Origin of the sequence: Dickeya parazeae Ech586, from assembly GCF_000025065.1 — a bacterium.
Classification (GTDB): Bacteria; Pseudomonadota; Gammaproteobacteria; order Enterobacterales; family Enterobacteriaceae; genus Dickeya; species Dickeya zeae.
Genome location: NC_013592.1, coordinates 3,399,289 through 3,414,213, shown reverse-complemented (window position 1 = coordinate 3,414,213; position 14,925 = coordinate 3,399,289). Strand labels below are relative to the sequence as shown.

At 48.7% G+C, this 14,925-nt stretch carries 13 protein-coding genes and 1 riboswitch; of the genes, 9 read left to right on the top strand and 4 right to left on the bottom strand.

Features of this window, described 5'->3' with window-relative positions; translation table 11 throughout:
* Positions 1-36: 36 nt before the first annotated feature.
* The 3 genes from DD586_RS14940 to DD586_RS14930 are packed head-to-tail and all read right to left on the bottom strand — an operon-like array spanning position 37 to position 1,259.
* The gene (locus DD586_RS14940; RefSeq protein WP_228669698.1) at positions 37-567 is read right to left on the bottom strand and encodes a DUF4865 family protein; all 531 of its coding nucleotides are present in this window, start codon (positions 565-567) and stop codon (positions 37-39) included.
* On the bottom strand, positions 564-950 hold the full coding sequence (locus DD586_RS14935; protein WP_012885666.1) for a tautomerase family protein: 387 nt from the start codon (positions 948-950) through the stop codon (positions 564-566). The genes DD586_RS14940 and DD586_RS14935 overlap by 4 nt, the downstream gene beginning before the upstream one ends.
* 3 nt (positions 951-953) lie before the next feature.
* Entirely contained in the window at positions 954-1,259 is a 306-nt protein-coding gene (locus DD586_RS14930; protein WP_012885665.1) for a carboxymuconolactone decarboxylase family protein, read from the bottom strand.
* 112 nt (positions 1,260-1,371) lie between these two features.
* On the opposite strand from DD586_RS14930, the gene DD586_RS14925 reads away from it, so the two are divergent.
* The 6 genes from DD586_RS14925 to DD586_RS14900 all read left to right on the top strand — a co-directional run bounded on the left by DD586_RS14925 (position 1,372) and on the right by DD586_RS14900 (position 9,558).
* Positions 1,372-2,268: a LysR substrate-binding domain-containing protein gene (locus DD586_RS14925; RefSeq protein WP_012885664.1), complete on the top strand. Its 897-nt coding sequence runs from the start codon at positions 1,372-1,374 to the stop codon at positions 2,266-2,268.
* A gap of 726 nt (positions 2,269-2,994) precedes the next feature.
* Positions 2,995-3,816 carry a class I SAM-dependent methyltransferase gene (locus DD586_RS14920; protein ID WP_012885663.1) on the top strand — a complete coding sequence of 274 codons (822 nt, stop codon included), beginning with the start codon at positions 2,995-2,997 and terminating at the stop codon, positions 3,814-3,816.
* A 14-nt stretch (positions 3,817-3,830) separates the two neighbouring features.
* A complete protein-coding gene (locus DD586_RS14915; protein WP_012885662.1) occupies positions 3,831-5,537 on the top strand; it encodes a carbamoyltransferase C-terminal domain-containing protein in 1,707 nt (568 codons plus the stop codon).
* 16 nt (positions 5,538-5,553) lie between these two features.
* Positions 5,554-7,077, top strand: a complete 1,524-nt coding sequence (locus DD586_RS14910; protein WP_012885661.1) for a Gfo/Idh/MocA family oxidoreductase — start codon at positions 5,554-5,556, stop codon at positions 7,075-7,077.
* Positions 7,074-8,336 carry a multidrug effflux MFS transporter gene (locus DD586_RS21105; RefSeq protein ID WP_012885660.1) on the top strand — a complete coding sequence of 421 codons (1,263 nt, stop codon included), beginning with the start codon at positions 7,074-7,076 and terminating at the stop codon, positions 8,334-8,336. The genes DD586_RS14910 and DD586_RS21105 overlap by 4 nt, the downstream gene beginning before the upstream one ends.
* A gap of 40 nt (positions 8,337-8,376) precedes the next feature.
* Positions 8,377-9,558 (top strand): MalY/PatB family protein, encoded by a 1,182-nt coding sequence (locus DD586_RS14900; RefSeq protein ID WP_012885659.1) that lies wholly within the window; start codon positions 8,377-8,379, stop codon positions 9,556-9,558.
* A gap of 587 nt (positions 9,559-10,145) precedes the next feature.
* Here DD586_RS14900 and DD586_RS14895 read toward each other — a convergent pair.
* Positions 10,146-11,798: an alpha-keto acid decarboxylase family protein gene (locus DD586_RS14895; protein WP_012885658.1), complete on the bottom strand. Its 1,653-nt coding sequence runs from the start codon at positions 11,796-11,798 to the stop codon at positions 10,146-10,148.
* Positions 11,799-11,936: 138 nt separating this feature from the next.
* Between DD586_RS14895 and DD586_RS14890 the strand changes: the two genes are divergently transcribed.
* From DD586_RS14890 to thiD, 3 genes are all read left to right on the top strand, one after another.
* Positions 11,937-12,839, top strand: coding sequence for a LysR family transcriptional regulator (locus tag DD586_RS14890; protein ID WP_012885657.1), 903 nt, complete (start codon positions 11,937-11,939; stop codon positions 12,837-12,839).
* 175 nt (positions 12,840-13,014) lie between these two features.
* A riboswitch (TPP riboswitch) is annotated at positions 13,015-13,115 on the top strand.
* A gap of 34 nt (positions 13,116-13,149) precedes the next feature.
* Entirely contained in the window at positions 13,150-13,944 is a 795-nt protein-coding gene (gene thiM, locus DD586_RS14885) for a hydroxyethylthiazole kinase (protein ID WP_012885656.1), read from the top strand.
* Positions 13,941-14,744: a bifunctional hydroxymethylpyrimidine kinase/phosphomethylpyrimidine kinase gene (gene thiD, locus DD586_RS14880; protein WP_012885655.1), complete on the top strand. Its 804-nt coding sequence runs from the start codon at positions 13,941-13,943 to the stop codon at positions 14,742-14,744. The genes thiM and thiD overlap by 4 nt, the downstream gene beginning before the upstream one ends.
* The last annotated feature ends 181 nt before the right edge of the window (positions 14,745-14,925 follow it).

Below are 14,925 nucleotides of genomic sequence, written 5' to 3'. Positions count from 1 at the left end.
GGGGTAGCGTTGTACCCCGCTGATGCAATGATGTGGTCAGCAGGCAACGTAACCGATACGGTAGCGCTGTGTGCTGTCATCCGCCGTGGTGGTAGCCGCAGACAAGGGTAAAAAATCCATCTGCAATTGACGCCAGTGGCTAACATCCCATGCTGTCAGCATCGTTTGCGTGTCGCCAGTCAGCCAGTCCGGCAGGTGGCTATAAGGCGGAATCGGCGTGATGACACGCTGGGCGATAGCCCCCGCTTTCACCTCGCTGGGTTGCGGTATTTTGCCCGCCAGCCAGCAATCGATCTGCGGCCAGCCAAAGTCTCGAGTCAGCGCGGCAAAACCGGGACTTTGCAAAAACGCCGCCATCCCCTGACTGTGTTTCCAGACATAAAGCGGTGCGTACAGGTTGGCGAGCGAAGGGATATCCGGATCGTTACGTTTTGCGTACAGGTAGGCTTTAAACAGTAATCCGGTAAACCCGTCCAGCCTGGCCCCATTCCTGGCAATGCGTTGTTCGATAGTTTCCATATCGTAGTCCGCTGGCAGGACAAAACTGTATTGCATGACGATCATCATGCCTCCTGTTGATACATGACGCCGCGGCTGAAACTCCAGTCGTCCGGCGTGGTGAACTGGATGATGACCATCACATCGTCGGGTGGCAGTGCGAGTTGCGTGTGCAGCAACTGTTGCAATCGCCGGTAAAAACCGCGTTTTTGCTCGCGGCTACGTGGTTTTCCTGCCGTAATGTGAAATAGCGTATAACGTTCGGAGCGCGTACCTGCCTGGTAATGCGATGCGTAATGCAACATCCCGGCGGGTCGCTCTTCGATAACCTGGAAGCGGTCATCGGCGGGAACGTCAAATTCTTCTACCAATGCCTGATGAAACAGGTCGGCAATCTGGTGCAGCTCATGCGTAGGACGGCCAGCCTGAACGATAATGCGGGTAAACGGCATGTATTATCCCTCCTGTGACAGGCATTCCAGCGCCGAGACAGCGGCAGGCCAGCCTGCATAAAACGCCAGATGCGTGATGGCTTCTACCAGTTCATCATGTTGCAAGCCATTGCGGCTGGCGAAATCAAAGTGCCAGGACAACTGATTCGGGCGGTTCAGCGCTATCAGCGCGGCGACGGTAATCAGGCTGCGGTCGCGTGCAGAAAGGTTCGGCCGCTGCCAGATGTCGTCAAACAAGACGTCGTTGCTGAGTTGTGCCAGTTTCGGGGCGACATGTTGCAGTGTTTCGCGGGTAAGCGGCTGTGACATAGCATTCTCCTGTGGTGTTCTGTTCATGGCGATGAAGGGATTGTGTCTTTGTGCTATAGTTTTTAAAATCGAAATATTTGGCATTAATCGTCCTGAAAATCGGGATTAAAACATGAGAAGACTCGTCACGTTGGATCTGGATGCGCTGCGCAGTTTTGTCGCTGGCGTGGAGTTAGGCAGCTTTGCGCTGGCCGCGCAGCAGCTTAGCCGTTCAACATCCGCAGTCAGCGCGCATCTGAAAAAGCTGGAGCAGCAATGTGATGCCACCTTGCTGCGTAAGGAGGGGCGTCACCTGAAGCTCACGGATAGCGGTGAGATTTTGTTGAATTACGCCCATAAAATTCTGGCGGTCAATGACGAGGCCATGCATGCCGTGCGCGGAGCCCGTGTTGAAGGGGAAGTACGGTTCGGTATGCAGGAAGATTTTGGTGAAAGTTTGATGCCGGATGTGCTCGGTCGTTTCGCCCGCGCCTATCCGGGGGTGCAGATCAGCGCCCGTATTGCCCGCAACCGCGAGCTGTGTGAGGCGATAAGCCAGCAACAGCTCGATTTGGCGTTAAGCTGGCTTGATGAGGAGAGTATGCCGGGTATCGGCGCGCTGGCGCATCTGCCGATGCGCTGGATTCGTCATCCCTCGTTTGAGATAGCCGACTATCTGGAGACCGGACGGCCGCTGCCACTGGTGATGTTTGAAACGCCGTGCCTGATGCGCCGACGGGGAACCGACGCACTGGATAAGGCCGGTATCCCCTGGCGGGTAGTGTTTGTCAGCCGCAGTCTTAGCGGCATCTGGGCGGCGGTGAATGCGGGATTGGGCGTTACGGTACGCTCTGCTGTCGGCATGCCGTCGTCTCTCACGGCGGCAGCCCATAACCGGTTGCCGCCATTGCCCGAAATAGGTGTTGCTTTGTTGCAGGCACCGGCCAGCTTGCCTGATGCCACGGCGCGTTTGAAACAACTGCTGGAGGAAGAACTATCGCACCAGTTGCCTCAGGCATTATCCGTATGAATCGCAAAGCCGCTGCCACCCGGCTGAATCTCCGGTTTTAGCGTTAGCGCCGGGTGACCGGTTTAAGGTGTTTTCGCTGCTATTTAGATTATTTCGGATGAATGATAGCTCGTATTATTAATAGCGTTATCGTTATTTTTTCGCTGTGAATATTCCCATCGTACGTGAGGTTGCGAGTAGGTTGGCTTCTCGCTTTTCCCGACCATTTACTGGTTATTATCCTGATAATGCACGCTCTTGCTGCCTTTCCTGTAACTGGAATTATTTTGGATGTAAATCGGTAATGTCGTAGGAATATTCTAATTATTAAGTTTTACCTGTCTGGCTAATTGATGGTGAAAAATGGTGACCTATTGTGAATTTAATTCGCTAATTGTGATTTTATTGGTTAAATGAATTACCTTTAAGTAAGGGTTGTTTCTAATATAGTCTCATTTATGATTGTTATCATTGTAATTAGTAGCTTGTTTTTGTAAATAACTCTTGTTGACACCTTTGATTTTGTAAATTACTATTTTTCGAAATTCTTTAATTTATAGTATTTTTTATTAGCTTTTTAAGTAATTTCACTCATATTTTTCTTGAGGTGAAAATATAGCTATCTTTTAGAAGGGGAATGATAACGGGTTGTATGATGCGGAAAATTAACAATTCTACGATGTTAGAATGATAATTTTATCCGGTGCCTATGCGGCCGAATATTGAGGTGGGTGAAAGGAATTTCATTTGAAAAGTTTTTATGATAGTAAAAATATCCAGTTCTGGAATGAGCTGGCACGCATTCACTCTGACCAATCAGATTATGATGTTAATAATTATGACCCGTGGCGATATCAACTTAAAGACATTGAGTTATCTGAATTAGGTGAGCTGCGAGGTAAAAGAGTACTACATCTGCAATGCCATATTGGGTTAGATAGTTTTGCTCTTGAGGTAATGGGAGCAGAGGTAAGCGCGATTGATTACTCTTCTGATGCTATTGATACCGCTAATTCGATAAAGAATAAATTTGGTCTTAACACTCAATTTTACTGTGCCAGTGTCTATGATATATCTGCATTAGCACTCGGTGAGTTCGATATTATCTTTACCTCCTACGGTGTTTTGGTCTGGTTGCAGCACCTGAATTTGTGGGCGAGCACGATTGCTTCTCACCTTAAATCTGGTGGTGATCTATTGTTGATTGACGAACATCCGATTGCGAGAATGTTCAGTAACCCCCTTCAGGATAATTCACCGTTTGATGGTAATTCATTATTCAATGTCACCCGAGCGGATGCACCTGTAAAAGCGAATTATAAATATTCGTATGCCAATGAACATCATCAGATAGAAAATCAGGAGCAATATGTCTGGTTTCATAGTCTGTCTGAAATTATCACCAGCCTGACTAGCAAAGGGTTGTGTATAACAGCCTTTCAGGAATTTGATAAGGGTTTTTATAAAGCATTCTCACAATTATCACTGCATGAAGATGGCTGGTGGCGTTTCAGTAATGGTATTTCATCGATTCCACTAACGTTTTTTCTGCGGGCAAGAAAATTTTAGAAAAAAGGATGGTTATGCAAGAGTTAATTTTAGCAGTTAATCTCCCAGTACTGGCTGATGGAACGGTAACCTACGATGGCAATGTGGTACTGGCTACCCGAGATAAAGTGATAACCGCAATCGCAGAAGAGCGCGTTTCCAGAAAGAAATACGATGGTCATGTCACTTGTGCGGTAAGGGAAATACTGCAACGTAATAAACTGACATTGAGTGATATTTCAGCTGTCTCTGTAGTGAGTTTTGGGCAGCCAATGAATGGAAAGGCAGGGCTTGACGGCAAGCTTAAACAAGAGATCGATACACTGTTTCCTGAGGTGGAGCACATTCACACTGTGACGTCACATCATTCGGCCCATGCATTAAGTGCGGTTAGCCAGACTGATATTCAGCGTGCCCTGGTCGTCGTTGCCGATCACACAGGAAATATTATTGGTGAACGGGTTGACGCCGATGTGCTGGAAAATAATGCGGCGGAACAGGTCAGTTATTATCTGTACGAAAATAATGATCTGATACTGCTCGCTCAGGATAATACACAACCTTGTGATCAGGGATATGGCCGGTTTTATGGTGATATTACCTGCTATTTGGGCTTTGATAGTTATCGTGAGTCAGGCAAAACCATGGGGCTGGCCTCTTTCGGTAATCCGACGATTTTTGCAGACTATTCGCCGTTTATTGAAACACCGCGGGGTGAACTTTCTGCTCTGAAAGATGAGCCTTATTCCGATGACTGTACCAAGGATCTTAAGCGTTGGTTTAAAAAGCAAGGGCTTGATATTTCCGAACGTCGCCGCAAAGGGGAAGTAATTCGTCCGTTTGATATGCATTTGGCTGCCTGGGCTCAGGATCAACTACAAAAATCAATCATTCGGCGAACGAAAGCACTGATTGAGCAACATCATATCGATGCGTTGTGTGTTGCAGGCGGCGTAGCCATGAATTCCGTGATGAATCGAAAACTGGAAGAAGAGTTAGGGATTACGGTATATGTGCCGCCGTCTCCAGGAGATGCCGGGTTGGCGTTAGGAGCTGCTGCCGAGTACTTCTGGAAAAAAGATCATCGTGTACCCAAATTTGACAGTTCTGCTTATCTGGGGCCGGTTTATACTGAAGAGGACATTACAGGTAGCCTACGTGCCTGTGAGAATGAATTCAGTATCCAACGCGTCAGCCAGCCAGAGCAATTAGCCGCCCGCTTTATTGCTGAAGGGAAAATTATCGGTTGGTTCCAGGATCGCAGTGAGTTCGGGCCTCGTGCATTGGGAAACCGGAGCATTCTGGCTTCACCAACCAATAGCTGGACAAAAGAAATCCTCAATAGCCAAATTAAACTACGTGAGTGGTTTCGCCCTTATGCACCTGTGGTATTGGAAGAGGCTGCTGATAAGTATTTCGATATGCTGTCGCCTGTTCCTTATATGATGAAAGTGGCCCCGGTGAAAACGCAGGCTAAAGTGGACATGCCTGCCTGTATTCATGTCGATGGCACCGCCAGATTGCAAACCGTTTCTATTGCATTGAATAAAAAATTCTACCAGTTGATTAAGGCATTGGAGAGCCTGACTGGCATGCCGGTAGTACTCAATACCAGTTTTAATCTCGCGGGAATGCCTATTGTTGAATCACCGGATGATGCGATCGAGTGTTTCAGGAGCGCCATCGGTATGGATGCCCTGTTTATCGGTCATTATTTGCTGGAAAAGAAGCAGAGCCTTTAACGCAAGGAGGTAAGCGATGACTATGTTGACGAATAATAATATTGTCAATTTGTTGCTGATAGGATTTGGCCCCCACGCCAAGAGAATTTATTACCCCTTGCTTGAAATATCTCATGAGGATCCGACATTAAATCTGTGTGCCGCAGTGGATTTTATTTCGGCCAGGCCAGCGATAGAAACTTATCTTGCAGGTAAACAATTACGACCTGAAGTAATTTATTTTAATGATAGCGATAATAGTCAGACTGAATTAAGCGTTGATGTCATAAAAAAACTCAATGATGTGGTGGACAGGTATGCAATTAATGGTGTGATTATCGCCACCGAACCGCTTGCCCATATGGCCTATGCTCGCTGGGCATTGGCATCTGGTTTGTCCATTTTGATGGATAAACCAATTTCATCTTATGAAGGTATTTCAACCTCAATTGAGAAGTCGATACAGATTGCGGAAGATTATTATGCATTGAATACCCTGTATCAAAAAAAACGGCGTGATAATCCTCGCCAGGTGTTTTCACTCATGGCCCAACGACGTTATCAGACGTCGTTTAATCTGATTAAACGTTATATTGCCGAGTGCTTTGCACAAACCCATTGTCCGGTCACCAATGTGCAAACCTTCCACTCGGACGGCCAGTGGCGTATGCCGACAGAAATAGTGGAACAGCATTATCACCCTTACCATCAGGGGTACGGGAAATGCTCGCATAGTGGTTATCACTATTTCGATATTGTACCTTTTGTCCTCGAGTCTGGTTTTGGCGAAGGCAAACAGTTCGATAACATTGATGTCTTTTCGATGGCGGTTAGGCCAGATGATGTGCTTAGCCAATTGGCGCTTGATGACTATCGTGCGCTTTTTGGGCGACGCCGTTTCGACGAAGCTAACCATTATGATGAAAAACAGTTAGGGCTGCTGCTGGGAACATTTGGCGAAGTGGATTGCAGCAGTAATATCTGTTTTAAATGCGGTGATAGAACGCTGACAGCGGTGTCGATTAACCTGTGCCATAATGGCTACTCGCAGAGAAATTGGGTAACGGCGGCAGGTAGAGACCTGTATAAAGGTAATGGCCGTGTTTCTCATGAATCGCATATATTTCAGCAAGGGCCATTCCAGTCGATCCATTTCCATTCCTATAAGTCGGATGCTTTGCCTGATGAGACATCAGAGGAAAGGCATCGCATCGGTACGAAAGAGCATCTGGAAATCTATATTTTCCGCAATGACAAAATGCTTGGTGGAAAACATGTGGAAGTGTTCGATATTGACGACATTATTGCGATGGAAGGCGGACGAAAAGGATTGAGAGGAAAATCCAAAGCCAAAGCCTTCTATGAATTTATCGCGGGCATGCGGGGCGAAATTGCCGTGGACGACATGGTATCTGATTTCAGTAAACATGAGGTGGGAGCGGCGCTGACATCGGCGATTTATCAGTCTATCAGCCATCGTTATCATCGGCTTAATCCATTGATTAATCGTTGTCTAAAAAGCCGGGAACCGGCTTTGCAGCCAGAGGCATTCATACTGTGATAAAGGTAGGAAAGGAGAATCTGGGGCGGATTGCTGGCCTGTTTCCATTAGTAGTCGCGGCGCCGTTAGGGTTGGATATCTGCCTTCCCGGCGTGCCGTCGATGTCCCATGAATTGGGTAGTATGCCGGGGATGACGCAATGGATCATCAGCGGATTTGTGCTGTGTTTGAGCCTCAGTCAGCTTTTCTTCGGTCCACTGGTCGACCGCGTTGGCGCACAACGTGTATTGCTAGGCGGTTGCGTGGTTTATGCGTTGAGTGCGCTGGGCGTCTACCTGACCAGCACCATTTCAGGGTTTATCGCACTACGATTGGTACAAGGGTGTGGGGCCGGAGCGATGGCGGTTGCCGCATCGGCCAGTGTGCCATTGCGCTTTCAGGGGGCAGCCATCGGGAAAGTGTTCAGCCTGCTTAACGGTGTGATCAGTCTGGTACCGGTGTTGGCACCCGTGATAGGGGGGGTACTGATTGTCCATTACGGCTGGCGTTCCAGTTTCTATGCGCTAGGTCTCTTCGCCTTACTGTGCGGTATGTTGGTCTTATGGAAACCGCTGCCCGCGGTATGCTGCGGCACCTCAGAGGGGAAGGGGCGGCTTTCTTCGGCTGCGCCGTTAAACGTTTTTTCCGGTTATCTCACCGTGTTCCGGCATCCCGAATTTCGTTTGGGATGCTTTGCCGCCAGTTTCGGTTTTGCTACCCAACTGATTTTCTTCTCCAGTTCGCCCATTGTATTGATAGAAACGCTGCATATCCCGGTAGATCAATTTGGATACTATTTTGCTGTTAATGCCCTGGCCATCACCACGGGTAGCCTGCTGACTGCCCGGTTGCTGGGGCGAGTGAAAGAAACGGTGATTTTACATGGTGGTGCAGTGTTGATATTACTGGCAATGGCTGGTTTTATTCTGACGATGCATGTGTTGACGGTGTCAGTATGGCCTTATCTGATTTCAGCTACGCTGGGGAGCCTGGGGTTCGCTGTACTGATTGCAACCGGCGCATCGATAGCATTGTCTCCATTCAAGTCTCTTGCTGGGCAGGCATCCGCCCTCATGGCCGCGATACAGATGTCGTTCTCCTCACTGGTTGCCTGGGGGGTCATGAACCATTGGCGCGACGATTGGTCGCCAATGATCGCCGCCTATTTCCTGTTGGCTGTCGCGTTGTTAGTGCAATTACAGGCTCACCGGCTGACGCGAATCAGACGGCACCAACCCGAGCCTGCGGTGTTTGAAAAGTCTTCACCGAATTCTGACTGACGGCGACGGATATTATAGACGTGGCATAGGGGCGTACTACATGGCTTGCCGTTTTGATGAGGTTATCGATTTTTCGCATTCCCATTTATTGAAGTGGGAATACCCGTCTCCCTATTTACCGCATTCCACCGCACAGGCACCGTTGCCTTTGTGGATTGCAGACATGGACTTTACGTGCCCGGATGAAGTGCAGCAGGCATTGCATGATGCCGTCAATCAAGGGGTTTTTGGCTACACACGCGCCAGTGACACGCTATTTGATGCGATTATCCAATGGCAGTCAGATCATCATGGCTGGAAAATCCATGAAGACTGGATTATGCAAAGTCCTGGTGTAGTGAATAGCCTGAGCATGATTGTGCAGACATTTACCCAGCCGGGGGAGGCGGTATTAATTCAACCGCCGGTTTATGGGCCGTTTTATCATAGTGTGACGATGAATGGGCGCCAGGTGGTGACGGCACCGCTTATTGAAATCGCCTCAGGATATACGTTCGATCCTGAGGCGTTTGAACGGGCGATTACACCGACGACACGGTTATTTTTTCTCTGTAATCCGCATAACCCGACTGGGCATGTGTGGCGTCGGGATGAATTACTGGCAATCGGGGAGATTTGCCAACGTCATGGCGTCATAGTGGTTGCCGATGAAATTCACCAGGATTTGATTATTAATCCAACGGCACGACATCAGCCATTTGCCAGCATTAACGATGAGTTTGCCGACAATAGCATTACCTGTACCTCGCCGAGTAAAACCTTTAATCTGGCGGGATTACAGACGTCAAATCTGTTTATTCCTAATAAGTCACTACGTGACAGGCTTAAACGCACTTATGCATGTTGCTCATTGCATATCCCAAATATGTTAGGGCTGGTGGCCTGTGAGGCAGCTTACCGTCATGGCGGTCCGTGGTTATCAGTGTTACTGGATTACTTACGCGGTAATCGGGCGTTGTTGCAGGCGAGTCTTGCTACCGGTGTCAGTGTTCGACTGTTCGATGCTGATGCGCTCTATCTTGGCTGGCTGGATTTTCGGGCCAGTGGTATTGCGCCGGTGGACTTACAGCCAACATTGCTCAAACAGGCTGGGGTGTGGCTGGATGATGGTGCGAAATTTGGCCCTGAGTACGCCGGGTTTGCCCGGATTAATTTCGCCTGTCGGCGTGAATTGTTGCGTTCTGCGCTGGCAAGAATAACTGATACATTTAAGATGCAGTAAAGGCAGGCGCGTTTATCTGTGTGGTTGATGATGAGAGAAGGTTATTCCACCATGATTAGTGACAGAATGCTTTCTTTAGTCAGCACGCCTAAGTTTTCGATATTTTTTAATTAAGGGAGCGAAAAATACCCTCCCCCTTAATTATGTGTGACTCATGTAATTTTTTAAAAAATTACAATTTCAGGTAAGCAGTGCTTGTGAACCATTACTTCATAAAATAGTTTGATTGATCTATATATACCCTTCATACTTCAAGTTGCAGGTGCGTTGGCTGCGTTACTTGGCCCACTTCATGGGCCTCGCCCCTTCGGGGCCGCTGCTAGCAGCGTTCAAATCGGCTTACGCCAATTTGTCACTCACCCCAGTCATTTACTTGTGTAAGCTCCTGGGGATTCGCTCGATTGCCGCGTTACAAGGCTCTAACGAGCCTTGCCCTAAAGGGCCAACGCATGGCGTTGTTCAACACGCGAGCGTGTTGTCCTGAAACTTGAATTATTTTGGGTATAGAGTGATGTTATTTACTCTTAACTAACTGTCGTTTAATTATTGATGTAATGCCATGATATTGGGTGTTAATTAATTGCTGCTTAAGAGTAAAGCGTAGCAACAGATGCACCTAATTTCTCTGCTAATTCTGATGCAGCATATCTTTCCATGACAATCTCAATATATGAGGCTTGATTACAAGATTCTGCTTCCCTCATCGCCTCATCTAACTCGTCACATGTACTGACTTTGCGGCAAAACCAGTCATTACACCCCAGTACTTTGGGGAGTTGTGCATAGCTCCACTGAGGTAAATCATTATAAATGGCTTCTGGGTCTTTACACAAAAGACGCTCAATAAGATAACCCTCGTTGTTAATTACAAATATAATGGGTTTTAAACCAAAGCGACCAAACTGACTAATTTCTTGTGCCGTCAATTGGTGAGCCCCTTCACCGGTAATTAATAGGGTACGGCGGTCAGGTAACGCCATCCCAGCGCCAAAGGCGGCTGGTGTGGCCCAACCTATTGATCCCCATAGGGTCTGGTTATGGAGTTGTGCTCCCTCAGGGAGTAGCGCAAAACCCAGCCCCATAGAAACTGTACCCGTTTCGGCGAAAATGATGTCATTTTTTCTGAAAAAACGCTCAAACCGTGGGTAAAGATATTGTGGGGTTATCTTCCCTTCAGCATTGGATACCGGCTTGCCAAGGCTGCCTGGTTTTGGAGTGGCAATTTCAGCATGAGGGAGTATTGATATCAGGGCCTGTAGTACATCTTTCATAGCGATGTTGTGAAATGTTTTATCGTCTACTGTTACCTGATGAGAGTCGATAGAGATAATTTTTTTTCTTTCGAGGGCGGAGGTAAAACATCCGGTATTAAAATCTGTTAGGGTCGCGCCGATCATTAATACGCAGTCACAGTTTTCGACAAACTGCTTCACGTCTGTGTTCATGAGATTGCCATTATACATACCGATATAATGTGGATCTGACTCTTCAATTACTGACTTGTCCATAAACATGGTGGCGAATGGAAAACCTGTGGTGCTGATTAACGTTTTGACATCACGGGTTAACCCTAATCTTGACGTTATAATCCCCGGTAATACACAGACCGATTTACTTTCAGTTAATTTTCCAACAATTGCTGCTATGGCTTCATCATGTGAAGCCGGGTCACTGATATCAGGCGTGATGACTCTCTCTTCATCAGGAAAAATAAGGGCTGACTCAGCATAATCAGAAGGCAAACCGATGTATACCGGGCGATGTTCTTTCATTGCAACATGAATTAACCGCTCCATTTCGTCTACACAATTCTCAGGCGTCAAAATGGCATGCGCGCATGCCAGACGCTGGCCCAGCTCATAAAAAAGCAGGAAATTTCCATCACCTAAAGTATGGTGTACCAGCCTGGATGATTGTTGAACATGACTGGCAGGCATTCCCACTAAATGGAACACCGTTAAGTTTTCAGCATAAGCACCTGCGACGCCATTGATAGCACTCAGCTCCCCAACACCGAATGTGGTGGATAGGGCTGCCATTCCTTTTATGCGAGCATAGCCGTCAGCAGCATACGAAGCGTTTAATTCATTACAGTTCCCAATCCACTGCAGGTTGTCACTTTTACAAGCGGCGTCTTCGATGGGGAATGCGTAGTCACCGGCTACCCCAAAGATGTGTTCTATCCCAAGCGCGGCCAGACGTTCAATCACATATTCCACTACGGTTAGTTGTTCTTTCATGATATTCATCTCCACTTTTGCTCTTAATCAAGTTTTTAAATTCAGCATTAAGCCTTTTTACTAATACGCTTGATTACCTTGCGTGGAAAATGGTTTATTATCATAGGGGGTATTCAATAATGTAATAGGGGCGTCTTCGTGGATATACGTGCCTTACGCTATTTTGTAAAAGTGGTACAAAGTAATGGCTTTAACAGAGCATCAAAGTCATTGTTTGTTACACAATCCGCCATTAGTCGCAGCATCCTCAGGCTGGAAGATGAACTCGGTTGTACCTTAATAAAACGTGAGCAAAGTGGGTTAACACTGACTGATGACGGTATGATTATTTTTGATCACGCAAAAATAATTTTGTCTCAGTTTGAATCTATGCATAACGCTCTACGTGAGAAATCTGGTCCCTTATCGGGGAATTTGAATATTGGATTGCCGCCAGTCATCGCTTCAACATTTTTTTCAGCCATCATTAAAGAATTCAGCTCATGCCATCCTCTGGTCGAGCTTAAGATATTCGAATTAAGCACAACGAATATTTACGATGCAATGCAGTCTGGTAAAATTGAGACGGCTGCTGTTCTGCTACCTTTTGATGATAATAACTTTGAACTGCAAAAGTTTGGCTCAGATCGGTTGGTGTTACTCGTTAATGAAAATCATCCCCTTGTAGATAAAGAAGAGGTTGATTTTATTGAGCTGATTGAACATAAGTTCGTTTTTTTCTCAGAAAATCTTAGGGTTAATGAGCTTATTCATAGCGCTTTTGGTGTTTATAATAAAAAGCCAGAGGTGGCTGGTAGTAGTAACCATCTTGATTTAATCATTGCTATGGTTGTTGCCGGGGTCGGAATAACGTTATTGCCTGAAAGTATGTGCCGTGCAAGGAAAATTGATGGGGTAGTGACGCTTCCCGTGTCTAATCCCATATTATCTTATGAATTAGCTCTCGTGAATTTCAAAGGCTACAAGAGCCGAAATGTTTTAGCCTGGAATGTGTTAGCCAGAAAAATGTTAGGTATCTCTTTGCCGACGGAAACAGAATAGATTATTAATTCCTTAAATAACACCTCGGCGCTTTTTTTGGGGCGTATCGCGCTACGGTGAGTCCAGGTGGGGCTGGTGCGAAGGGGGCCACATCGGTCATCGAGGGAATACGGATTATCCATGACGGCAGGCATCCTGCCATTGACCTTTTTACTCAATACTCCCAATAATAGCGTTCGTTGACTCGGGGTGCCCCTTTATGAAAAGCGGGGCTGAGAAATACCCGTATTACCTGAACTGGATAATGCCAGCGTAGGGAAGTCACGGTATCCCACCGGTACCGCCTTCTTCCACGCCGGTTGGGAGGTTTATGAACGCTCGACCTGTACTTTTCCCTGCCGCGTCTGTCGCGGACTCTCTCGATGCTTTCCGTTTGCGCGCACCGTTGGTGCATTGCCTCACCAATGAGGTGGTGCAAGGGTTTACCGCCAATGTGTTGCTGGCGTTAGGGGCTTCGCCCGCGATGGTGGTCGATGCCGGTGAAGCGGCACAGTTTAGTGCGTTGGCCGATGGGGTACTGATTAATCTGGGGACGCTTGAGGCTGACCGCGCGCAGGCGATGCGCGCCGCGGTAACCAGCGCCGTCAACGCCGGTACACCGTGGGTGCTGGACCCGGTCGCGGTCGGTGGCCTGCGTTTTCGCACTGAATTTGCCGTTGAATTACTGGCGATGAAGCCAACGGCTATCCGTGGTAACGCCTCCGAAGTGATGGCGCTGGCAGGCGAGCAGTCTGCCGGACGTGGCGTGGACAGCGGCAACGATGTGCTGGCTGCCTTGCCTTGCGCCATAGCACTGGCACAACGCTGGGCTACCTGTGTGGTGGTCACCGGCGAGGTGGATTATGTGACCGACGGCGATCGGGTGCTGGCGATACCCGGCGGCGATCCGCTGATGACCCGGGTGGTTGGCACCGGGTGCGCGCTGTCGGCAGTGGTCGCAGGCTTCTGTGCGCTGGAAGGTGACCGCCTCGGTCATGTGGCCGCCGCCTGTGCGGTGATGTCTCATTGCGGGCAACGGGCGGCGGCGCAGGCACGGGGGCCAGGGAGTTTTATTCCTGCGTTTCTGGATGCGCTCTATACCCTGACGCGGGAGGCGCTGGTATGAAACGTATCAACGCGCTGACGATCGCCGGTACTGACCCGAGCGGTGGTGCCGGTATTCAGGCTGACCTGAAAACCTTCTCGGCACTGGGAGCATACGGCACCAGTGTGATTACCGCGCTGGTGGCACAAAATACCCGCGGCGTGCAGTCGGTTTACCGCATTGAACCGACGTTTGTCGGTGCCCAACTGGATTCGGTACTGAGCGACGTTCGCATTGACAGCGCGAAAATCGGCATGCTGGCACAGACGGATATTGTGGAAACGGTGGCAGACCGGCTGTTGCGTTACCCGGTGCCCTATGTGGTGCTGGATACGGTGATGCTGGCCAAAAGCGGTGATCCGCTACTGGCGGCGGAGGCAGTGGAGGCGGTGCGTCAGTTGCTGTTGCCGCGGGTATCGTTGATCACGCCTAACCTGCCTGAAGCGGCGGCGCTGTTACAGTGCGCGCCTGCCGACGATGAATACGGGATGCGTCAGCAAGGCGAAGCGCTATTGGCGATGGGGTGTCAGGCGGTGCTGATGAAAGGCGGGCACCTGAGCGACCGGGAAAGTCCTGACTGGTTGTTCATGCCGCATGCTGAGCCCGTTCGGTCAAGCACGCCGCGTGTGAACACCCGACATACACACGGCACCGGTTGCACGCTGTCGGCGGCGCTGGCGGCGTTGCGACCGCGTTATGATAACTGGCTCGATACCCTCTCTGCCGCACGGGCCTATCTGCAAGGCGCGCTGGAACAGGCTGATTCGCTGGAGGTCGGTCACGGCATCGGTCCGGTGCATCATTTTCACCGCTGGTGGTAATGATGGCAGTCTGATCAAAGCGATAAGAAAATCAGATAAGTAGTAAAAAATATTGCATAGACAGCTCGCTGATGACCCGGTAGTTTTGTGATCTCCGTCAGGTTATTGCCAGATGGCGACACTGACGTCCCCCAGGTCTTCAGGGGCTGTTTTTTTGGGGCGTATTTTCTCTGAATCTAGC